This is a genomic window from Trinickia sp. (genome assembly GCF_057351765.1).
Map to the genome: position 1 here is coordinate 1 of NZ_JBMRBK010000006.1, position 21,208 is coordinate 21,208.

General features: G+C 63.8%; 20 protein-coding genes. 8 read left to right on the forward strand and 12 right to left on the reverse strand.

Annotated features, from left to right (window positions below):
* Positions 1–623 (reverse strand): CerR family C-terminal domain-containing protein (locus tag ACO1XS_RS01095; RefSeq protein WP_486389838.1); only part of this gene is annotated, 623 nt, incomplete at its 3' end.
* A gap of 125 nt (positions 624–748) precedes the next feature.
* On the opposite strand from ACO1XS_RS01095, the gene ACO1XS_RS01100 reads away from it, so the two are divergent.
* The 3 genes from ACO1XS_RS01100 (at position 749) to ACO1XS_RS01110 (ending at position 5,562) form a co-directional block, all read left to right on the forward strand.
* Entirely contained in the window at positions 749–1,888 is a 1,140-nt protein-coding gene (locus ACO1XS_RS01100) for an HlyD family secretion protein (RefSeq protein ID WP_331571888.1), read from the forward strand.
* Positions 1,881–3,482 (forward strand): MDR family MFS transporter, encoded by a 1,602-nt coding sequence (locus ACO1XS_RS01105; RefSeq protein ID WP_486389839.1) that lies wholly within the window; start codon positions 1,881–1,883, stop codon positions 3,480–3,482. The genes ACO1XS_RS01100 and ACO1XS_RS01105 overlap by 8 nt, the downstream gene beginning before the upstream one ends.
* A gap of 220 nt (positions 3,483–3,702) precedes the next feature.
* On the forward strand, positions 3,703–5,562 hold the full coding sequence (locus ACO1XS_RS01110) for a putative bifunctional diguanylate cyclase/phosphodiesterase (protein WP_486389840.1): 1,860 nt from the start codon (positions 3,703–3,705) through the stop codon (positions 5,560–5,562).
* Between the two features lie 47 nt (positions 5,563–5,609).
* Here ACO1XS_RS01110 and ACO1XS_RS01115 read toward each other — a convergent pair whose 3' ends face one another.
* Entirely contained in the window at positions 5,610–6,089 is a 480-nt protein-coding gene (locus ACO1XS_RS01115; protein ID WP_486389841.1) for an Lcl C-terminal domain-containing protein, read from the reverse strand.
* Between the two features lie 213 nt (positions 6,090–6,302).
* On the opposite strand from ACO1XS_RS01115, the gene ACO1XS_RS01120 reads away from it, so the two are divergent.
* A complete protein-coding gene (locus ACO1XS_RS01120; protein WP_486389842.1) occupies positions 6,303–7,448 on the forward strand; it encodes a methyltransferase in 1,146 nt (381 codons plus the stop codon).
* Between the two features lie 31 nt (positions 7,449–7,479).
* On the opposite strand, the gene ACO1XS_RS01125 is transcribed toward ACO1XS_RS01120, so the two are convergent.
* On the reverse strand, positions 7,480–7,806 hold the full coding sequence (locus ACO1XS_RS01125; protein ID WP_173260073.1) for a DNA-binding protein: 327 nt from the start codon (positions 7,804–7,806) through the stop codon (positions 7,480–7,482).
* Between the two features lie 337 nt (positions 7,807–8,143).
* On the opposite strand from ACO1XS_RS01125, the gene ACO1XS_RS01130 reads away from it, so the two are divergent.
* The gene (locus ACO1XS_RS01130) at positions 8,144–8,974 is read left to right on the forward strand and encodes a class I SAM-dependent methyltransferase (protein ID WP_440562182.1); all 831 of its coding nucleotides are present in this window, start codon (positions 8,144–8,146) and stop codon (positions 8,972–8,974) included.
* A 22-nt stretch (positions 8,975–8,996) separates the two neighbouring features.
* Here ACO1XS_RS01130 and ACO1XS_RS01135 read toward each other — a convergent pair whose 3' ends face one another.
* Together ACO1XS_RS01135 and ACO1XS_RS01140 are read right to left on the reverse strand one after the other, a co-directional pair.
* A complete protein-coding gene (locus ACO1XS_RS01135; protein WP_486389843.1) occupies positions 8,997–9,590 on the reverse strand; it encodes a DUF1415 domain-containing protein in 594 nt (197 codons plus the stop codon).
* Complete coding sequence (locus ACO1XS_RS01140; protein WP_486389844.1) at positions 9,587–10,237, reverse strand: TetR/AcrR family transcriptional regulator; 651 nt, start codon at positions 10,235–10,237, stop codon at positions 9,587–9,589. The genes ACO1XS_RS01135 and ACO1XS_RS01140 overlap by 4 nt, the downstream gene beginning before the upstream one ends.
* Positions 10,238–10,442: 205 nt before the next feature.
* On the opposite strand from ACO1XS_RS01140, the gene ACO1XS_RS01145 reads away from it, so the two are divergent.
* Positions 10,443–11,729 carry an MFS transporter gene (locus ACO1XS_RS01145; protein ID WP_486389845.1) on the forward strand — a complete coding sequence of 429 codons (1,287 nt, stop codon included), beginning with the start codon at positions 10,443–10,445 and terminating at the stop codon, positions 11,727–11,729.
* A gap of 92 nt (positions 11,730–11,821) precedes the next feature.
* Here the strand turns inward: ACO1XS_RS01145 and ACO1XS_RS01150 are convergent, their stop codons facing one another.
* Positions 11,822–13,297 carry an MFS transporter gene (locus ACO1XS_RS01150; protein WP_486389846.1) on the reverse strand — a complete coding sequence of 492 codons (1,476 nt, stop codon included), beginning with the start codon at positions 13,295–13,297 and terminating at the stop codon, positions 11,822–11,824.
* Between the two features lie 188 nt (positions 13,298–13,485).
* Between ACO1XS_RS01150 and ACO1XS_RS01155 the strand changes: the two genes are divergently transcribed.
* Positions 13,486–14,751 (forward strand): Hsp70 family protein, encoded by a 1,266-nt coding sequence (locus ACO1XS_RS01155; protein WP_331571705.1) that lies wholly within the window; start codon positions 13,486–13,488, stop codon positions 14,749–14,751.
* Positions 14,752–14,812: 61 nt separating this feature from the next.
* On the opposite strand, the gene ACO1XS_RS01160 is transcribed toward ACO1XS_RS01155, so the two are convergent.
* Complete coding sequence (locus tag ACO1XS_RS01160) at positions 14,813–15,016, reverse strand: cold-shock protein (protein ID WP_173260067.1); 204 nt, start codon at positions 15,014–15,016, stop codon at positions 14,813–14,815.
* A 413-nt stretch (positions 15,017–15,429) separates the two neighbouring features.
* On the opposite strand from ACO1XS_RS01160, the gene ACO1XS_RS01165 reads away from it, so the two are divergent.
* Positions 15,430–17,019, forward strand: coding sequence for an APC family permease (locus ACO1XS_RS01165; RefSeq protein WP_331571707.1), 1,590 nt, complete (start codon positions 15,430–15,432; stop codon positions 17,017–17,019).
* Between the two features lie 88 nt (positions 17,020–17,107).
* On the opposite strand, the gene ACO1XS_RS01170 is transcribed toward ACO1XS_RS01165, so the two are convergent.
* The 5 genes from ACO1XS_RS01170 to prfA all read right to left on the reverse strand — a co-directional run bounded on the left by ACO1XS_RS01170 (position 17,108) and on the right by prfA (position 21,137).
* The gene (locus tag ACO1XS_RS01170; RefSeq protein WP_331571709.1) at positions 17,108–17,899 is read right to left on the reverse strand and encodes a DODA-type extradiol aromatic ring-opening family dioxygenase; all 792 of its coding nucleotides are present in this window, start codon (positions 17,897–17,899) and stop codon (positions 17,108–17,110) included.
* Positions 17,900–18,038: 139 nt separating this feature from the next.
* Positions 18,039–18,641 carry a UbiX family flavin prenyltransferase gene (locus ACO1XS_RS01175; protein ID WP_331571711.1) on the reverse strand — a complete coding sequence of 201 codons (603 nt, stop codon included), beginning with the start codon at positions 18,639–18,641 and terminating at the stop codon, positions 18,039–18,041.
* A gap of 42 nt (positions 18,642–18,683) precedes the next feature.
* Positions 18,684–18,995: a Grx4 family monothiol glutaredoxin gene (gene grxD / locus ACO1XS_RS01180; RefSeq protein WP_331571713.1), complete on the reverse strand. Its 312-nt coding sequence runs from the start codon at positions 18,993–18,995 to the stop codon at positions 18,684–18,686.
* A 121-nt stretch (positions 18,996–19,116) separates the two neighbouring features.
* A complete protein-coding gene (prmC, locus tag ACO1XS_RS01185) occupies positions 19,117–20,007 on the reverse strand; it encodes a peptide chain release factor N(5)-glutamine methyltransferase (RefSeq protein WP_486389847.1) in 891 nt (296 codons plus the stop codon).
* 47 nt (positions 20,008–20,054) lie between these two features.
* A complete protein-coding gene (prfA, locus tag ACO1XS_RS01190) occupies positions 20,055–21,137 on the reverse strand; it encodes a peptide chain release factor 1 (RefSeq protein ID WP_331571717.1) in 1,083 nt (360 codons plus the stop codon).
* Positions 21,138–21,208: the final 71 nt, after the last annotated feature.

A 21,208-nucleotide genomic window follows, 5' to 3' on the forward strand; every position in this document is an offset into this window, starting at 1 on the left:
GCATCGATTTGCGTCCACTCGAGCAGCGTCAGCGCTGAGCGCGGAGCGACATTGAATACCATCATCTGGCCGTGCAGGCTCAAGAGGCGAATCCGCGTAACCGGATCGTCGATGCGCGTGCCCCCGATGCGCGCAACCAATTCCGTACCGACGCGGTTCAGTGGCGCGCGCATTCGCGTTTGCAGAATTTCCGACGCGATCGACGGCTCCTGCCCCGTTTGCTCCCGTACGAAAAACAGGCGTTGACTGGCTGTCGCAGGTGACAGGAACATCCGCTCGGCGATCACCCGCTGGATGTCGATGAACGCGTCGATCAGAGCAGGCGTGTCCGCACCGGACGCGAGCTTTTCGTTCGCGCCTTGCACGACCGGCGCGAAGCGTTCCCAGACTATCTCCGCAATGTGCTCTGCGCAGGCACGATAGACCCCTTCCTTGTTGGCGAAGTAGTACTGCAGCGCCGGGGCATTCACGCCCGCCCGCGCGGCGATATCGCGTGTCGACGCGGCGTCGAAGCCGCGCTCGCCAAACAGCTCGATGGCCGCGTGAATGATGCGCAGCCGCGTTTCGTCGCCGCGCGCATACCCGCCTTGCGCGGGGCGCCGACCCCGCTTCATTTCATTCATGGGCTTCGTGCTCCTCACGTTCTCGCCTGGCTCGACCTGTTGCCCGAAGGCAAAAATATATCACTTGACACATTTTTTCCAAGTGGAATAAATTGAGCGCCTCGTATCAACCGGAATCGAACATCATGTCGGAGACGATCGATGCCTCCCAGCGCATCGACGGGCCGCGCTCGGGGCGCGGCGCGCCAGGGCGCCGCAACAAACGTGTACTCCTCGCAGTCGTGCTGATCGCCCTCGCGATAGCGGGTGCATCGTGGTTTGCATACTGGTGGACGCACGGGCGTTTCATCGAAACGACCGACGATGCCTACCTGCAGACCGATAGCGTCACGATCGCACCGAAAGTCAGCGGTTATGTCGCCGAGGTGCGGGTCGCGGACAACGAGGCGGTAGCGGCCGGCGCGCCGCTCGTACGGCTCGATGTGCGCCAGTATCAGGCTGCCGTCGATCAGGCGCAGGCGACCGTCGACGCGCGCGCCGCCGATCTCGCGCGCGCCGAGGCCGACGTCGAGCAGCAAAAGGCTATCGTCGCGCAGGCGCAGGCGGAACAGCAGGTTGCGCGCGTCGCGCTCGAGCATGCCGCGGACGATGTGCGGCGCTATGCGCCGCTGACCGCGCAAGGCGCGGAAACGGCGGTCCATCTTGCGGAGCTGACGAGCACGCGCGATCAAGCGCGCGCGACGCTCACGGCCAAGGCGGCCGCGGTTCGCTCGGCGCAGGCTCAGGTGACATCGATGACGGCGCAGATCGCCCAGGCGCGCGCGCAACTGGAAGCGGCGGGTGCGAGTTTGCGGCAATCGCAGCTCGATTTGCAAAACACCACGCTCGTGAGCCCGCTCGCGGGCCGCGTGGGCGATCGCAGCGTCCGGGTCGGACAATACGTCCAACCGGGCACGCGGCTGATGTCGGTCGTGCCGGTGCACGCGGTTTATCTCGAAGCCAATTTCAAGGAAACGCAAATGCGGCGCATGCGGGTGGGACAGCCCGCGACGCTGCATGTCGATGCGCTGCGCGGTGTCGACCTGCATGGCGTCGTCGATAGCTTCGCGCCCGGCACCGGGGCACAGTTCGCACTACTGCCGCCCGAAAACGCGACGGGCAACTTCACGAAAATCGTCCAACGTGTGCCGGTTCGCATCCGCATCGAAACCGGCAGTGAAACGCGCAATCTCCTTTTGCCCGGGCTGTCGGTGACGGTCGATGTCGACACGCGCTCGGCCCGTGACGAGGACAAGCGCGTCGTCAGCGAGAATCGGCATGGCTGAGTCGGCATCGGCTGCCGGCCTGCCCGATACCCCAGCTCATGGCGAGCGGGCGAGCGCTGCCGACTGGATCGCGGTCGCGGCCGGCGCGCTCGGCGCGCTGATGGCCACACTCGATATCTCGATCACGAACTCGGCGCTGCCGCAGATTCAGGGTGCCGTAGGCGCGACCGGCACTGAAGGCACGTGGATTTCGACCGGCTATCTGATGTCCGAGATCGTCATGATTCCGCTCGCGGCCTGGCTCACGCGCGTATTCGGCCTGCGTAACTTCCTGCTCGCGAACGCGGCGCTTTTCATGGCGTTTTCGATGATGTGCGGCATGTCGGTATCGCTGCAGGCAATGATCGTCGGCCGTATCGGGCAGGGCTTCACGGGCGGCGCGATGATCCCGACCGCGCAAACGATCATTCGCACGCGATTGCCGCGCGCGCAGTTGGCCATCGGCATGACGATCTTCGGGCTCATCGTCCTGCTCGGTCCGTTGCTTGGCCCCGTCGTCGGCGGCTGGCTTGCCGAGAACGTCTCGTGGCGCTGGTGCTTTTTCATCAATCTGCCGGTATGCGTCGCCCTTCTGGCGCTGCTTTTGACCGGATTGCCCAGTGAATCGCCGCGCTGGCGCGAATTCGTGGAGGCGGATTGGATCGGCATCGTCGGCCTGTCGATCGGCCTGAGCTCGTTGACGGTCGTGCTCGAGGAAGGGCAGCGCAACCAGTGGTTCGAATCGAACGAGATCGTCGCCATGAGTGCGATTGCGGCGCTCGGTTTCGTGCTGATCGCGGTGTCTCAACTCGTTGCCCACAAGCCGATCATGCGGCTCTCGCTCTTGCGCAACATTCGGTATGCGAGCGTCATTCTCATTGTCTCGGCGGTGGGGGCGGGCATCTACGGGATTTCTTATCTCGTACCGCAGTTCCTGAGCCTCATCGCGGGCTATAACGCCGAGCAATCGGGCGGCATCATGTTGCTTGCGGGCTTGCCGGCGTTCCTCGTGATGCCCATTTTGCCGCGCTTGCTGAACAAGGTCGATTTTCGGGTGCTGGTAGTGAGCGGTCTGGGTTGCTTCGTGATCAGCTGTTTCATCGATACCGGGCTGACGTCGCAAAGCGCCGGCCACGATTTTCTCTGGTCGCAACTGTTGCGCGGCGTGGGACAGATGCTCGCGATGATGCCGCTGAACCAGGCATCGATGGCGGCCGTGTCGCGCGAGGAGTCGGCGGATGCGGCGGGCCTCTACAACATGGCTCGCAACCTGGGCGGCTCGGTCGGCCTCGCCATCATCGGCGTGGTCATCGATCGTCGCAACAGCTTTCATATCGAGGCCATTCGCGAGTCGGTGACAGCGAACTCCCTTCGCGGGCAGGAGCGAATCGCCGCCGACGCGGCGGGTTGGCTCGCCCGCGCGAGCGATGCGGCTCACGCGAATAGGCAGGCGCTTGGCCAGCTCGCCGAGCAGATTCAGGTGCAGGCGATGGTGATGACCTATTCCGAAACCTTCTACGTCCTGGCCATCGCGTTGCTCGTCTGCATCCCGCTCGCACTGTTATTGAGAACGCCCAAACAGACGTCTGTCGACGCAAGTGCAGCCGGTCACTGACCGCGTCCATTCCCGGGCATCGGGGTTGCTACGCAGACCCAACCGGCTTAGCCGCTCAGGACCGGGTGCGACGTGCCGACACGGCAGTGGCCCTCGACGGCACGCCCCGCTACGGAATCTCGTCGAGGACGGCATATATTCTCGGTAAGATATGAAAAATCGCCGGGGGTGACGTGTGCTGACATCGGAGTCGGGTGAAAGGGGGCGCGGCGCCGGTTTGGTGCGGCGCATCTACGTCATCCGCCTTGTTGGCTATGTGATGGGATTGCCGCCCATCCTGCTCCACCTGCATGCGCAGCATGCCGGGGCGTGGCTCCTTGCGTCCGTTTTGGTGATTTGCCTGATATGGCCGCATGTGGCCTATCTTCAGGCAAAGCGGGCGGCGCAGCCGATCGTGCGCGAAAGAGTGAACCTCGTCTGCGATTCCGCGTGGGGTGGGTGGCTCGCGGTCGCGATACAGCTCGCACCGATCGGCACGATCGTAATTCTGCTCATGTTCGCGCTCGACAATATGGCGGTAGGCGGCTGGCGGCTCTTTTTGGCCGGCACGCTCGCGAGCGCCTGCGCGATCTTCTTCGGTGTCGTCATACTGGGTGCGCCGTCGGTACTCATCGGCGCCGAGTCCTACATCGCCTTCGCGTGGCTGCCCGTTGCCGTGGTCTATCCGCTCGTGCTCGCCAAGACCACGCACGATGTGTCCGCCAAGCTCATCGAGCGCTCGGCGCGGTTGCGCGAGCTGAGCGAACGAGACAGCCTCACGGGACTTGTCAATCGCGGCACGGTAGCCGGGAGCCTGCAGGCGCTGCTGGCCGAGGCGGAGGGCGCGCAGGAGCGAATCAGCGTGCTCTTTATCGATCTCGACGGCTTCAAGACCGTCAACGACGCATTGGGCCATAACGTGGGCGACGAACTGCTCGTCAAAATGGCTAAACGGCTCGCGGCGTGCGCGCACGATGACGAGATCGTTGCACGCTACGGCGGCGACGAGTTCGTCATCGTTGCGCGCCACAGCAAGGAAAATGGCGCCGATCGCCGATCGATACTGTCCGAGGCCGTGCTGCAAGCCGTCTCCACGCCGATCGACGTAGGCGGACACGAGCTCTTGCTCGGAGCGAGCATCGGCGTCAGTTCGTTTCCCGATGACGGCCGCGATGCGGCCGGTCTGCTGCACAGCGCCGACATCGCGATGTATGCTGCCAAGAACCGCGGCCGCAATTGCTACGAGCTCTATCAGCCGAGGATGCGCGCCGAAGCGGATGCCCGGTTGCGGCTGTCGGCGCGGTTGCGAAAGGCCATCGAATCGGGCGGTCTGCGTTTGCACTATCAACCGCAGGTCGACATGCGCACGGGCGAACTGCGTGGCCTGGAAGCGCTGGTTCGCTGGAATGACGTCGATTTCGGCGAGATCCAGCCCAGCGATTTCATCGCCGTAGCCGAGACTGCCGGACTCGTCTCGCATCTTGGCGAATGGGTGCTGGGCGCTGCCTGTGGGCAGGTCGTCGCGTGGCAGCGCTTGGGTGTGCGTTTGCCGCGCATTTCAGTCAACGTTTCGCCGCTCCAACTGCAACGTGCGGATGTGGTCGAAACGTTCGAGCGAATCTTGAACGAGACGCGAATCGATCCGGCGTGCGTCGAGCTGGAAGTGACCGAGACGGCGCTGATGCGCCAGCCGGAAACTGCGGCGCGGCGCCTCGGCGAATTCCGACGCGCCGGCATCACGATCGCGATCGACGACTTCGGCATAGGTTATTCGAGCCTGGGTCAATTGCGCACGCTGCCGATCGACCGCATCAAGATCGACCGCGCATTCGTCGAAGGGATCGGCGCGGGCGACTCCGGCGCGATCGCGACTGCAATCGTGACGCTCGCCAAGACCCTTGGCCTCGCGGTCATTGCGGAGGGTGTCGAGACGGTCGCGCAACGCGATTTTCTGCTCTCGCTGGGCTGCGTCGACGCGCAGGGCTACCTTTATAGCAAGCCGCTCGATGTCGACGCTGCGACGCGCCTGCTGGTTGACGGCGGCACCTTGCCGCAGTTGGGCGATGCGCCATGCGATGGACAAGGACGCATCGTGGTCTGACGCGGCGAGGCGCGCCGCCTGCTCCACGACGCACCCTCCGTGCCTCCTCAGGCGGGAACCGTGCGCACCGCGCGTGCGCGCGCTGCGAAAACCTTGAAGAGGAAGTCCAGATCCGTATCGCCGAAATTGCGCGCATAAGCCGTGATCGCATCGCGGTCGGTGCTCGACCAGTACAGGTCGTTCGCGAAGAACAGCTCCGGCATCGTCACGTACGCAACGTTCAGCTCGGCGAGCGAGGGCAGATGAAAATCGGTATGGCCGTCTTTCTCATAGTCGTCGGCCCATTGGGCGGCAGGGTGCGGCAGTGCGCGTGCGAGCAGTGCTTTTGTATTCGCTGCGCCATCGGTTCTGCTCGTGGCCTCCGGTACATGATCCGAACCCCACTCGATGTCGACGGCTTCATCGATCGAGAACACCAGATGCTTCGGTTCGTGGCCCTCGTAATCGGGCATGATTCCGGCATAAAGACCGCCTTGTCCCTGCCAGTATTGGCCGACTGCTGGCGCTTCAATCGATTGAAGAATCATCGAATACTCCTTTTCCGTGGATTGCTCATTTCACCCGCCATGGCGACACGCCGCATCGCTATATCGAAAAGTCGGACGAAGTGCCGTTTTCGAGCGGTCAATTTGCGGGTGGAATGGCTCGGCAATGCAATGCGAGGTATCGTGTCGTCCTGAAAAGAGCCGCGCAACGCGCTCGCCGCGGCAGCTCCGCCGCCTACATCGAAACCAACACCCGTGACTCTAGATTCGACGCCCGATCAGCTCACCTGGACCGAAGCCGACATTGAACAACGCGCGCAGTGGCGCTCCGAAGCCGGCGTGCGCGCGCCAAAGCGCGTCATCGTCGCCGACGATCGCCTTACCGCCGACGCGGCCTATGCGCAAGCTTGCGAGGGCATTGCGCTGCTTTGGCGCGGCGACTTTCAGAACGCGCGTCAGTTGTCGCAGGCCATGGCGCGGCGCATCGACCGCAAACCGCGCAAAACGGCCGACGCGCCGCTCGACGCATTCAATCTGCATCGTCAGGCGCAGGCCCAGCGCGCGCGCACGCTCGGCATGCTGCTGATTCCGCTCGGTGAGGACTATCGCATCGCGTTGCGCCGTGCGCCCGATGTGCGCGAGGCGTGCCACGAGGCATGGGGGCCGGCCGCCGGGCCGAGCGTCGTTTCGCTGCGGGAGCTGCAAGGACTCATCGGCGCGCACGAGTGGCGCAAGAAGGGTGTCGAGATCGCGGCGCTCGACGGGGCGCGGATCCACCCGCACTATGGGGTGTTTTCACCCGTGCGCGGCGAGTACCTGGAGCTCGTTGCGCGGGCGCGGCTGCCCGCGCGCACATTGGCTTTCGATGTCGGCACCGGCACCGGTGTGCTGGCGGCCATTCTGGCCAAGCGCGGGCTCGAGCGCGTCGTGGCGACGGACTGCGATGCTCGCGCCCTTGCCTGTGCGCGTGAGAATGCGGCGCGTCTGGGATACGCCGATCGCATCGAAGTGATCGAGGCCGATCTTTTCCCGCCAGGGCGGGCGCCGCTGGTGGTCTGCAATCCGCCGTGGCTGCCGGCCCGTCCAAGCTCGCCGGTCGAGCGTGCCATCTACGATCCCGACAGGCGCATGCTTCACGGTTTCCTGGCCGGGCTCGCCGCGCATCTGGAGCCGGGTGGCGAGGGATGGCTGATTCTCTCGGATTTCGCCGAGCACCTGGGGTTGCGCACGCGCGAGGCGCTGATGGCGATGATCGATGCGGCGGGGTTGGAGGTGCGCGGACGCGACGATATCAGGCCTCAGCATCCGAAGGCATCGGATGCCGGGGACCCGCTCTATCGCGCTCGCTCGGCAGAGGTGACTTCGCTCTGGCGGCTGGGTGTGCGTGCAGTGCCGCGTTGACCGACTCGCGGCGCGCCGACGCGTTCGCGGCTCAGCCCGGATACGCTTCGTCGACTTTCAGGCCTGCCAGCTTGAAGATGACGCGTAGCGTTTGCGGGCGGATATCGCGCCTGGATGCGAGCGTCGTCAAAATGAAGTCGACCACCTTCGCGTATTTGAGCAGTGTCAGCAACGTCTCGAGTCGGGTGTCTTCGGTGTCGCGCATCGATTCGGCAAGGCGAAGCATTTCGTTGGAAATATCGCGTGCCATTTCGAGCTCGAGCTGCTGTTTTTCCGACCAGCCGGTTGGCGCCGCCAGGAGCGTGGCGAGCATGGCTTGAAACTTTTGCTCTGCATCTCCGTTGGGTATCGTAGCCATCCCTGTCGTCCTTTCGTCAACTTGATCCTTCGAGGATGTGGGCACCGTGTTGCGGCCCCGCATACTCCGTTTCCCCCCGATGCAGTGTTACGTAACATGTGGCCGGTGCGCCGTTGCACGTTACGCTTGCTTCCGCCCGTCAGCTTATGCAGCGCGGCGAACCTGCGGCTTGTCGGTTGCGACGACTTCGCAGTAGGACGCGTTGGAGCACGATACGTTCCATCGGCTGGCGCCGACGAACGGGAAGCCACGCTTTTCGGTAAACTGACGCGAATCTCCTTGTTGTTCTGTAGGCTGTCGCACGTTAGGCGCGACTTCCGCACAGGTCGCCCCGACGATGTCCGCAAAAAACTACGAAATCCGTCCCGAACAGTCGGTCGAGCTGCTGAAAGAGCTCCATATCCTGACCCGCGACGGCAAGATGAATCAGGATAGCCGCCGCAAGCTGAAGCAGGTTTACCACCTCTATCAGTTCATCGAGCCGCTGCTCGAAGAGGTCCGCCGCGAGAAGGGCTCCGTCTCGCTCGTCGATCACGGTGCCGGTAAGTCCTATCTCGGTTTTATTTTGTACGACCTTTTTTTCAAGGCGTTGCCGCGCGATGACGGTTCGCACATCTACGGAATCGAGACGCGTGCCGAACTCGTCGAACGTTCGACCGAACTGGCGGCGCGGCTGGGCTTCGAGGGAATGTCGTTCCTGAACTTATCGGTGGCGGAGTCGATCGAGTCGCCGCGCCTGCCGTCGACCGTGGACGTGGTGACTGCGCTGCACGCCTGCGACACGGCCACTGACGATGCGATTCGTTTCGCGTTGGCCAAGCAGGCGCGTCATATCGTGCTCGTGCCGTGCTGCCAGGCCGAAGTCGCTGGCGTGTTACGCCGGAACAAGGGCAAGTCGCTTGGCAATGCGTTGACTGAAATCTGGCGTCATCCGCTGCACACGCGCGAGTTTGGTTCTCAGGTCACCAACGTGCTGCGTTGCCTTCAGCTCGAGGCGCACGGTTATCAGGTGAGCGTGACCGAGCTCGTCGGGTGGGAGCATTCCATGAAGAACGAGTTGATCGTTGCTCAGCATAAGGCCCTGCCGGGCCGGCGGGCGGCGGAACGGCTGACCGAGGTGTTGGATACGCTCGGGCTCGACGCATTGCGCGAGCGGTTTTTCGTTTAACGCTTACCCCATCCTTCCACGGCTACTTTTTCTCTCCCATACACCGTCGCCAGCCCTCATGACCGAGGCGCTGCATCGTTTCGATGTTGCGTTCGTAAATATCGGCCGCGTCCGGAAAGGCGTCGACTGCACGCGTGACGCTCGCTTCGCGCAGCAGGTGCAGGATCGGATAAGGGGCGCGATTGGTATAGTTTTCGATGTCCTCGGGTTCGCTGCCTTCGAAGCGGTAATCGGGATGGAAGCTGGCGATTTGCAGAATGCCGTGCAGTCCGAGTTGGTCGACAAGCCGTTCGGCAAAGAAAACGCAGTCGTTGAATTCGAGGAAGCCGCCAAGCGCGTGCGGAAGAATCAACAGTGTCGTATCGACGTGCGCCGGATCCGCCTCGGCGAGCCATTTGAGTTCCGCTTCGAGTTCGGTCAACGCGCCTTCCATATCGCGCGCCTCGCTGACCACGTATCGTATCTGTCCCTTCGCATGGACGGCTTTGGCGAACGGGCACAGATTGAGCCCGATGACGGCGCGCACGAGCCAGTGCTGCGTCGCCGCGACGACGGCTTCATCGGAGAGCGGACGCCCGCCCATTTCAGGGGATGCCGCGTTCGCCTCGCTGCTCATGCCTGCCCGTCCGCCGGTCGCGAACACGCGCCGGGACAAGCGGCGGCAACGAGTTGGGCGGCGAGCCGGGGCGCAGCCTGGACAGGCCCGCAGCCCGGCCCGTATGTTTGACTCGCGGCATAAATGCCTTCGATCAGCAGTGCGAGCGCGTTCGCGAGGGACGCAGGATCGTCCGCACCGGCGGCGGTCGTGAGAGCGAGGAGTCGCGCCATCAGCTCTGTCTTGTTGCGCGCCACGCACTGGCGCGCGGGATGGTTCGCGTCGGGAAATTCCGCCGATACGTTCACGAACGGGCAGCCCCGATAACCCTCGACCGATGCGCGGCCCGTCAGGTCTTCGAAATATTGAGCGATCTGACGGACCGGCTCCCCTGGATGCTTGTCGATACTGCGGTCAAAGCGCTCGAAAAAGCGTTCGCTCGCCTGTTCGAGGTAGGCGACGACGAGTTCGTCCTTCGACGAAAACTGCCGGTACAGGCTCATTTTGTTGACGCCGGCGCGCTCGACGACGGCGTCGACGCCGACCGCCCGAATGCCCTCGCGATAGAACAGCTCGCCCGCGGCGCGCAGCAGCAACTGCTGCGCCGTGGGCCCCGCTGTATGAGGGCGGGAGCGGGCGGTGGATTTCTCCGAAGCAGTGCGGGTCATGAGCGTTCCTTCCGGTGATCGTGCGTTCAGGCCTACGAATCGACACCCTTGACATGTTACCGATCGGTAACTAGCATTGCAACTCAACTTTGTGACTACTTGGTCACAAGAGCGGGCGCAGGGGCCCGGACACGCCTCGAAGAACACCTCGAATCAATGAACAGCGCGCCGCATCGCGCGGTACGTCAAGAAAAAAGGAGCGCCGATGAACTGGGCAGCGAAACGGATAGGCGGAAGGTTCCACTACGGCTGGCTCGCGGCTGCCGTCGTGTTTCTGGTGCTGCTGGCGGCAGCGGGCACGCGCGCGACGCCGAGCGTCATGATGGTGCCGCTCGAGCACGAGTTCGGCTGGAGCCGCGCGACGATCTCGCTGGCAATCTCGGTGAATATCGCGCTCTATGGCTTGACCGGGCCCTTCGCCGCGGCAGCGATGCAGCGCTTCGGCGTGCGCCCGACGGTGTTGGCCGCGCTGGCCGTGATGGCGGGCGGGGTGGCCTTTTCCTCGATGATGACCGCGCCGTGGCAAATGGTACTGAGCTGGGGCGTGATGGTGGGGGGCGCCACGGGCGTGGCCGCGCTGACGCTCGGTGCGACGGTGGTCAATCGCTGGTTCGTCGAGCGGCGCGGTTTCGTCATGGGCATCCTGACGGCCAGCTCGGCCACGGGGCAGCTCGTGTTTCTGCCGATGCTGGCGTCCGTGGCGCAGCACCATGGCTGGCGGCCGGTCGTATTGATCGTCGCGGCAGCTGCCGTCATCGTCCTGCCGCTCGTTTTCTTTCTGTTGCCCGAAAGCCCGGCCGACGTCGCGTTGCGTCCCTACGGGGCGGCGCCCGACGCACCGGTCGCCGCTGCCGGTACGACGCAAAATCCACTCGCGATTGCCTTCGGTACGTTGGCCCGGGCCTCCGGCAAGCGCGACTTCTGGCTGCTGTTCTTCAGCTTTTTCGTCTGCGGCGCCAGTACTAATGGCTATATCGGCACGCATCTGATCGCCATGTGCGGCGATTACGGGATGACAGAGGTGCAAGGCGCGTCGCTGCTCGCGGCGATGGGAATTTTCGATCTCTTCGGCACGACGCTCTCGGGCTGGCTGTCCGATCGGTTCAACAGCCGTACGCTGCTTTTCTGGTACTACGGACTGCGCGGCCTGTCGCTGATCTATCTGCCGCATGCATTTGGCGTCCAATTCTTCGGCTTGCCGCTGTTCGCGATGTTCTATGGGCTCGACTGGATTGCCACCGTGCCGCCCACCGTCCGGCTCACGACCGACGTATTCGGCAAGGAGTCGGCGCCTGTCGTATTCGGATGGATCGTTGCCGGGCATCAGCTCGGTGCGGCCTTCGCCGCGTTCGGCGCCGGTGTACTGCGTGCCGATCTCGGAACCTATACCGTCGCGTCGACGATCTCGGGCGGGTTGTGTCTCATCGCCGCCATCGTCGTGCTGCGAATCCATCGTCGAGGCCTGGTGCGTGACCTGAGTCCGGCCGCATGACGCATGCGGCGCCATTCCCGGCGTAGCTGGACGTCGCCGCTGCGGGGCGCTCGCAACGAGGGCGCCCCGCAGCTCTTTCTCTTCGTCATCGGTTACTCGTCGTCGGGCAGCGCCGAAAGCGGCAACGCAACGTGCTCGAGCGGTCTGCGTTCAGCATCCACGCCCCAGATCGCCGCGACGACGGCCGCGGCGATCATCAACGCAGAGCCCACCAGATAGCCGTCGAAGACGGCGCTGCGTTCGTGCGTATCGATGAGCCGCCCGAAGAACGCCGGGCCCGCGATCCCGCCAAGGCCCGTGCCGAAAGCGTAGAAGACGGCAATGGCGAGTGCGCGGATTTCAAGCGGGAACGATTCGCTGACCGTGAGGTAGGCGGAGCTTGCCGCCGCCGAGGCAAAAAAGAAGATCACCATCCAGGCGGCGGTCTGTTGCACGACGTCGAGCATCTGCCGCTCGAACAAATATCCGCTTCCGATGAGCAGCAAACCCGATAGGGCATAGGTGAACGTAATCATCGTACGGCGGCCGATGGCATCGAACGCGTGTCCCAGCACCAGTGGCCCCAGAAAATTGCCGAGCGCAAACGGCAGCAGATACCAGCCTACATGGGCGCCGGGCACATGATAGAAATCAGTGAGCACCAGCGCATAGGTAAAGAAGATGGCGTTATAGAAAAACGCCTGCGCCGTCATCAGCGTGAGGCTGACGAGCGAGCGCCGTCGATGCAGTACGAAGAGCGCCGCGAACACCTCGCGCAGCGGCGTGTGCCCGCGCCTGATGAAGCGCAGTGTACGCACCGCCTCCTGGGTCGGCCGTTTGCCTGCCCGATGAAAGCTGGCTTCTATTGCCTCGACGATTTCGCTCGCTGCTTGGGGCTGATTGTGCGTGATCAGCCAGCGCGGACTTTCCGGTACCCACATGCGCATCCAGACGATCGCGAGCGCGAGGGCCGCGCCGATAAAAAAACATAGCCGCCAGCCGAGATCGCCTGGTGCCAGCCGCGGATCGAGCAACACCAGCGAGCCGCCGGCGCCGAGTGCGGCGCCCACCCAGAAGGTGCCGTTGATGCCGAGATCGGTCCAGCCGCGCACGCGGGCCGGCGTGAATTCCTGAATCGTCGAGTTGATTGCGGCGTACTCGCCGCCGATTCCCGCGCCGGTCAGAAAGCGAAAGAGCGCGAAGCTCGCGAGATTCCAGGAAAGCGCGGTGGCGGCCGTGGCGGCCACATAGAGTCCGAGGGTGATGAAAAAGAGCTTGCGCCGTCCGAGCCGGTCCGTGAGCCAGCCGAAGCCTAGCGCGCCGAGCACGGCCCCTGCGATATAGGCGCTGCTCGCAAGGCCCACATCGGCATTCGAAAATCTGAGAACCGGGCTTGCTTTCAATGCGCTCGCCACGGCTCCGGCGAGCGTGACTTCGAGCCCGTCGAGGAGCCACGTCACGCCGAGCGCCACCACGATGAGTGTATGAAAGCGCCCCCATGGCAGGCGATCGAGCCGGGAAGGCAAGTCCGTTTCGATGACGTCGGGGCGAGGTTCATCTACGGTGCGATCGAGTGCGGGTTGAGCCACGCGACGATTCTCCTGATGAAAGCCGGCTGCAAGCATGCGATGGCGGGCGGAATGAACGTCGCGCGCAATCCTCGTGCCCACGATTGGTGGCGGCGAAGCGTCCGTTTGCCGCCGAGATTTGCGGTTGCCCGCGGGGGGCGTTCGTGTTACAAAGCCGGTCCTTCTTCGCAGCCTCGACGGGTGACGCCATGCCAGCGACGACTTACTGCGCGATAGATTTTGGCACTTCGAACTCTGCGGTTGCGCTGCCTGCGGCCGGTGCCGTGCGCCTCGCCCCGGTCGAAGGCGAACATGCGACGTTGCCGACGGCCGTTTTCTTCAATACCGATGAAAATTCGCGCGTGTATGGAAGAGCGGCGCTCGAGGCCTATATCGACGGCTTCGACGGGCGCCTCATGCGCTCGCTCAAGAGCATTCTCGGGTCTCCGCTCGCGGAGAGCACAACGGAACTCGGTGACGGGACCGCAATCAAGTACACCGATGTCATCGCGCTTTTCATCGCGCATTTGAAGGCTTGCGCGGAGGCTTGTGCCCACGATGGTGTGACCCGCGCGGTGCTGGGCCGTCCGGTGTTTTTCGTCGACGACGACCCGCGTGCCGACCGCCTCGCGCAGCGCCAGCTCGAGGCGGCTGCCGAGGCCGCCGGCTTGCGCGAATTGCACTTCCAGTACGAGCCGATCGCGGCCGCGTTCGACTACGAAGCCCGCTTGACGAACGAGGGGCTCGTGCTCGTGGCCGACATCGGCGGCGGCACGTCGGATTTCTCGCTCGTACGCGTCGGCCCCGAACGCATGAAGCACATCGATCGCAAGGACGACGTGCTCGCGCATCACGGCGTGCATGTTGCGGGGACGGATTTCGATCGCCGGGTGAATCTCGCGACGATCATGCGCGAGCTCGGCTACAAATCGCTCGATCCCGAAGGCCGCGAAGTGCCGAACCGGGTCTACTTCGATCTTGCGACGTGGCACCTCATCAACACCGTCTATACCGGCAAGCGTAGCGGTGAAGTCCGGCTCATGCGGCATCTCTATCGCGATGTTCGGCACCATGAGCGGCTGGTCCGCGCGGTGGAACACCGGCTTGGCCATGCTCTTGCCGCGCGGGCGGAAGAGGCGAAAATCGGCGTGGCGGCGGGCGGGCAGACATCGATCGATCTGGACGATGTCGAGTCCGGGCTGTCACTCGCGTTCGACGATGCACAATTGATCGATGCAGGGTTCGAGGAGACTCGCCGCATCGTCGATGCAGCGCTCGATACGGCGCGCGCAGCTGGCCTCGCGCCGAACGATGTCGACGCGATCTATTTCACCGGCGGCTCGACGGGCCTCGCCTTCCTGACCCACGCCATTGCGAACGCCTTCCCTGAGGCCACGCCCGTTTTCGGCGACCGCCTGGCGAGCGTTGCGATGGGGCTCGGCATCCATGCGCAGCGCGTCTTCGCGCACGCCTGAATCGACAAAATGAAAAAACCCCGCATTCGCGGGGTTTTTGCGTCAGTCAAGACGGTGTCGCTTACAGCGGCTTGATGTTGGCCGCTTGCTTGCCCTTGGGGCCCGTCTTCACTTCGTACTGGACCTTCTGGTTTTCCTGAAGCGTCTTGAAGCCTTCGGCACGGATTTCCGAGAAATGCGCGAAGAGATCTTCGCCGCCGCCATCGGGCGTAATGAAGCCAAAGCCTTTCGCGTCATTGAACCATTTGACGGTACCGGTTTCCATATTACTGTTTCCTAAAAATGATTGAACAAGGCCGAAGCCCGGGGTGCATGAAGATCAAGGAAGGGTAATAGGACCAACCGGAGTACCTGAAGGGCGAACCACGAAAGACCAATTCACACGCGCCACTTGAAATCCTGCCACGACGTTATACGGCGAATCCTGCGCGCGGTCAACATCGCCCTACTGTGCCAGTGGGATAGAACGGTCCGCCCCACCCCGGTGCGATTCGCCTCATTTTTGATGGTTCCAGATCAAATTATGCCCTACGGTGGGGCGCAGCCGGTAAACTACCGCCGCGCGACAGGGTTGCGCCTGGTTGCGGCAAGCTCCGCCGCGAGGCCAGGCGCCCGAGCGAGCCCCACAAAGGTTCGCATACGGCCCGTCGGGCAGTTCGAAAATCCTAAGGAGAGGTTGTGAAAAGTTCTATTCAACGGAACATCGGGCCGTTTGCGCTGATGCTGACAGGGCTCGGCTCGATCATCGGTTCCGGGTGGCTCTTCGGAGCGTGGAAGGCGGCGAAGATCGCGGGCCCCGCCGCGATCTGCGCCTGGATCATCGGCGCCGTCGTCATTCTGGCCATTGCGACTACCTACGCCGAACTCGGCGCCATGTTTCCGGAGTCGGGCGGCATGGTGCGCTATGCCCGCTATTCGCACGGCGCACTCGTCGGCTTCATCAGCGCGTGGGCGAACTGGATCGCCATCGTGTCCGTCATTCCCATCGAGGCCGAGGCATCCATTCAGTACATGAGTACCTGGCCCTATGACTGGGCTCACGCGCTGTTCGTCAACGAATCGTTAACGCCAATGGGCATAGCCCTGTCGGCAGTGCTGGTCATCGTTTATTTCCTGCTCAACTACTGGGGCGTGAAGGTTTTCGCGCGCGCCAACACGGCTATCACCGTCTTCAAATTCCTGATCCCGGGCCTCACGATTCTGGGCCTTTTCACCGGCTTTCATCACGAGAACCTCGGTGCGCAGGGCGAGTTTGCGCCCTACGGCTGGTCGGCGGTGTTCACAGCCGTCGCGACGAGCGGGATCGTGTTCGCGTTCAACGGCTTCCAAAGCCCCGTGAACCTCGCCGGCGAGGCACGCAATCCGGCGAAAAGCGTGCCGTTCGCGGTCATCGGCTCGATTCTGCTCGCGCTCGTCATCTACGTCCTGTTGCAGATTGCGTATATCGGCGCAGTGAATCCCGCCGACGTCGCCAAGGGCTGGAGTCACTTCAATTTTGCTTCGCCGTTCGCGGAGTTGGCGATCGCGTTGAATCTGAACTGGCTCGCCATCATGCTTTACGTCGACGCGTTCGTGAGCCCGAGCGGTACCGGCACGACCTACATGGCCACGACGACCCGCATGATCTACGCAATGGAGCGCAACAACACGCTGCCGAAGATGTTCGGCAACGTGCACCCGTTCTACGGTGTGCCGCGCAACGCGATGTGGTTCAACCTGCTCGTCTCGTTCGTCTTTCTGCTGTTCTTCCGCGGCTGGAGCTCGCTCGCGGCCGTCATTTCCGTCGCAACCGTCATTTCCTATCTGACCGGGCCGGTCAGCCTGATGGCGTTGCGCCGTGCCGCCACGGATGTCGCGCGGCCGCTCCGTTTGCCGCTCATGAACATCGTCTCCCCGTTCGCTTTCGTTTGCGCGTCGATGGTTCTCTACTGGGCGAAGTGGCCGCTGACGGGCGAAATCATCCTGTTGATGATCGTGGCGTTGCCTGTCTATTTCTACTACCAGGGCAAATCGGGTTGGACCGGTTGGGGGCGCGATCTCAAGGCCGCTTGGTGGCTCATCGCGTATCTGCCGACGATGGCACTGCTGTCCCTGATCGGCAGCAAGCAGTTTGGCGGCACGGGCGTGCTGCCTTACGGCTGGGACATGCTCGTCGTCGCGGTTTTCTCGCTCGGGTTCTATTACTGGGGTGTCAACACCGGGTATCGCACACACTACCTGGACGAGCGCGAGCCCGAAGAGGAAATCATGCAAGGCGTGGGCGTGTGAGCGCCGCGAGGCTTGACCGAGCTTTCGATCGATAACACGTTCGATGCGCCCGGCCCGGCCTTCCCGGGCCGGGCGGGCCGCGCTGACTTTACGGAGTCGGCGTGTCGAACACGTAGTTCGTCATCGCGAGCGCGCGTTGATAGGTGCCCAACGAGTCGATCTCGAGCGAGTAATCGTCGGGCGCCGCACCGAGCGCCGCGTAAACCGGCAGCAAATGCTCGTCGCTCGGATGCATCAGCGCCGCGTACGGTGCCTGCCGCCGGTAGTCGAGCAGCGCATCGATATCGTGCGAGGCAAGCCTCGCCTCGAACCAATCGGTGAACTCCGCCACGCGCGGATCGACATCATCCGGCCCGGCGTGGAAATCCGCTGCCCGCAGGTTGTGAGTGATCTGGCCCGAGCCCACGATCATCACACCGCCGTCCGCAAGCGGACGCAACGCGCGTCCCATCTGAAAGTGATGCATCGGGTCGCGGTGCGGCTGGATCGACAGTTGTGCGACCGGCACATCGGCTTGCGGAAACATCAATAGCATCGGCACCCACGCGCCGTGATCGAGCCCGTGCTCGGTGGTCGCGGCATCGATGCCTTGCGCCTCGAGCAACGCGACGGCCTCGCGTGCAACGTCGGGAGCACCCGGCGCCGGGTAGTCGATCTCATAGAGCGCACGCGGAAACCCGTGAAAATCGTGGATCGTCGCCGGCGAGGCTGCCGTACTGGCCAGAGGCTTGGCCGTACCCCAGTGCGCCGAGAGCATCAGAATCGCACGCGGGCGCGGCAGTCGGGCCGCCAGCGTGCCGAATGCCGCCGAGGGTAGGGTGGGATCGATCGGCAGCGTGGGCGCGCCGTGGGACAAATAAAGCGAGGGTAGACGGGACATGATCGAAGCGCCGCGCAATGCGGCAAAAGAGGATTTGCTTCGACTATAGGCCCACCCGTCGCCGCGATAAATCCGTCTTCATGAAACGCATCGTATCGCGCTGGTTGGCAATGGACGCCGATACGTGCCCGACGGACGACTAGTCGGTCGATTCGCCGCGCAACCCGGGCCACGCCGCCGCGAGTGGGTGGCCCAAGCCGAACAGGTCGAGCACGCGTGCTACGGTGTCGTCGACGATCTCATCGATCGAAGCGGGCCGATTGTAGAACGCGGGCAGCGGCGGAAAGACGATCCCGCCCATTTCGGTGACGGCCGTCATATTGCGCAGATGCGCGAGGTTCAGCGGCGTTTCCCGCACGAGCAGCACGAGCCGGCGCCGTTCCTTGAGCGTGACGTCCGCGGCGCGTGTAATGAGGTTATCGCCGAAGCCATGGGCAATGCTCGCGAGCGTCTTCATCGAGCAGGGTGCGACGATCATGCCATCGGTCGCGAACGATCCCGACGCGATGCTGGCGCCGACATCGCGCACGGAATGCACGATATCGGCGAGCGGATGGACGTCGTCTTTGGTCAACTGCAGCTCGTGCTGCAGATTGAGCCAGCCGGCACTCGAAATGAGCAAATGCGACTCGATCCCGCCTAGGCGGCGCAGCGTTTCGAGCAGCCGCACGCCGTAGATCGAACCGGTCGCTCCGGTGATGGCGACAATGAGCCGGCGCGGCGGCGCGCTGGGCGATGGCATGGCACGCAGTCGATCAGGCGGCGCGAAGCAGCGCGCGCGGCGTCAAGCGGCCGTGAAGAGCTGTTGAAGTTCGCCCGATTCGTACATCTCCATCATGATGTCCGAGCCGCCGACGAATTCGCCCTTCACATAAAGCTGCGGAATGGTGGGCCAGTTCGAATATTCCTTGATGCCCTGGCGAATTTCATCGTCTTCGAGAACGTTGACCGTCTTGAACTCGCCGACGCCGCATGCCTTCAGAATCTGCACGGCGCGCCCGGAAAAGCCGCACATCGGGAATTGCGCATTGCCCTTCATGAAGAGCACGACCGGGTTTTCGTCGACGATTTGCTTGATGCGTTGTTGCGTGTCCATGACTGACCTTGAATCCGTGACAGGCACGGAATGTGGGAGAGATAGAGCGAAATGATAACGGATTTCGCACTCGGCGGCCGGGGCCGCCTCGCGCCGTAGGGTCGCGACGCTGCAGCGGGGGTTACGCCGGCGCGGTGCCGCCACTCGCGCGCTCGATGCCGGCTAGATCGGCCAGCGAGCGGACGTCCTCGAAACCATGCTTCACAAAGAGTGCACGCACCGCTTCGGCTTGATCGTAGCCGTGCTCGACCCAAACCTGGCCGCCTCGTGCGACGAATCGGCGCGCCCCGTCCACGATGGTCCGGATCGCCGCGAGTCCGTCGGCTTCGTCAGTCAACGCGCCGCGCGGCTCGAAGCGCAAATCGCCCTGCGCGAGATGCGGATCGCCAGCGGCGATGTAGGGCGGGTTGCCGACAATGACATCGAATGCGAGCGTCGGGTCGAGCGCGGCATACCAATCGCTTGTGACGAGTGTCGGCGCACCGCCCGGGCGGCGGGCATCGAGCAGCTTCGCAGCGTTGCGCGCGGCGACGGCGAGCGCCGCGGCCGAGCGATCGAGCGCCCAGATGCGAGCGTCGGGCCGCGTCGCGGCGATGGCCACGGCGATGGCGCCGCTGCCTGTACCGAGATCCAGCACGCGCGGCATGGCAATGCCGACGATAGCCGCGAGCGCCGTTTCAACGAGCAGCTCGGTTTCGGGGCGCGGGATCAATACGTCCGGCGTGATCTCGAACTGAAGGCCGAAAAACTCGCGGCTGCCCGTCAGTTGTGCGACCGGCTCGCCATTCATGCGGCGCGCTTCGAGCGCGCGATAGCGGTGAAGCGCCTCATTGCCGAGCTGCTCGTCGCCGCGCGTGATGAGCTCCGTGCGCCGCCAGCCTAGCGCGTGAGCGAGCAGAATGCGCGCTTCGAGCGCGGGCAAGCGCGTCGCGCGCAGCAGCGCGGCGGGGGTGGCCGGTAGGGTCGGCTCGGCTGCGCGATCGGGCGCCGGGGCGGGGCTTCGGGTCGTCATGGTGGCGGATCGGTCGTACCGTGCGAAAAAAAAGGGCGCGGGCGTGCTCAGTCCGCATCGCCGAGCGAGGCGAGCAGCTCGGCCTGATGTTCGCTCACGAGCGCGGCGATCAGATCGTCCAGATCGCCATCCATGATGGCTTCGAGCTTGTAGAGCGTCAGATTGATGCGGTGATCGGTGAGCCGCCCTTGCGGGAAGTTGTAGGTCCGGATGCGTTCCGAGCGGTCTCCCGAACCGATCAGGCTCTTGCGCGTGGCGGCTTCTTTCGCGTGTTGCTCGTGGTACTGCTTGTCTTTGATGCGTGCTGCGAGGACCTTGAGCGCGCGGTCCTTGTTCTTGTGCTGCGACCGATCGTCCTGGCATTCGACGACGATGCCCGTCGGCAAGTGCGTGATGCGCACGGCCGAATCGGTCTTGTTGATGTGCTGACCGCCCGCACCCGACGCCCGGAACGTATCGATGCGCAAATCGGCCGGATTGATCTCGACTTCGCCGATCTCGTCCGCCTCCGGCATGACCGCGACCGTACACGCCGAAGTATGGATGCGGCCCTGCGTTTCCGTGGCCGGCACCCGCTGCACGCGATGACCGCCCGACTCGAACTTGAGCCGCGAGTAGGCACCCTGACCCGCAACCCGGACGATCACTTCCTTGTATCCGCCGAGATCCGAGACGCTTTCCGAAATCATTTCGATCTGCCAACGCTGGCGCTCGGCGTAGCGCAGGTACATGCGCAGCAGGTCGCCGGCGAACAACGCGGATTCGTCGCCGCCCGTCCCGGCGCGGATTTCGAGGAATATGTTGCGCTCGTCGTTCGGATCTCTCGGCAGCAGCATCGTGCGCAGCTCCGATTCGAGGCGACCCATGCGTTCGCGCGCGGCGCGCGCTTCTTCTTCGGCGAACTCACGCATCGACGCGTCGGCCAGCAGCTCCTGCGCCGTTGCGGCGTCGGTGCGCGCCTGGCGCCATTGGCCGTAATGCTCGACGACTGGCCCGATCTCCGCATGTTCGCGCGTGAGCTTGCGATATTGGTCCAGATTGGCCGTCACGTCGCCACGGCTCAGCAAATCGTTGAGTTCGGCCAGCCGGGTGGTCAACTGGTCGAGCTTCTGTTGCATGCTCGTTTTCATGGTCTGGAGCGGGGCTCCTGAAAGGAAGAGGAATCGGGGACAGTGCTCGGGTGGGGGTGCCCGCGCCGGCG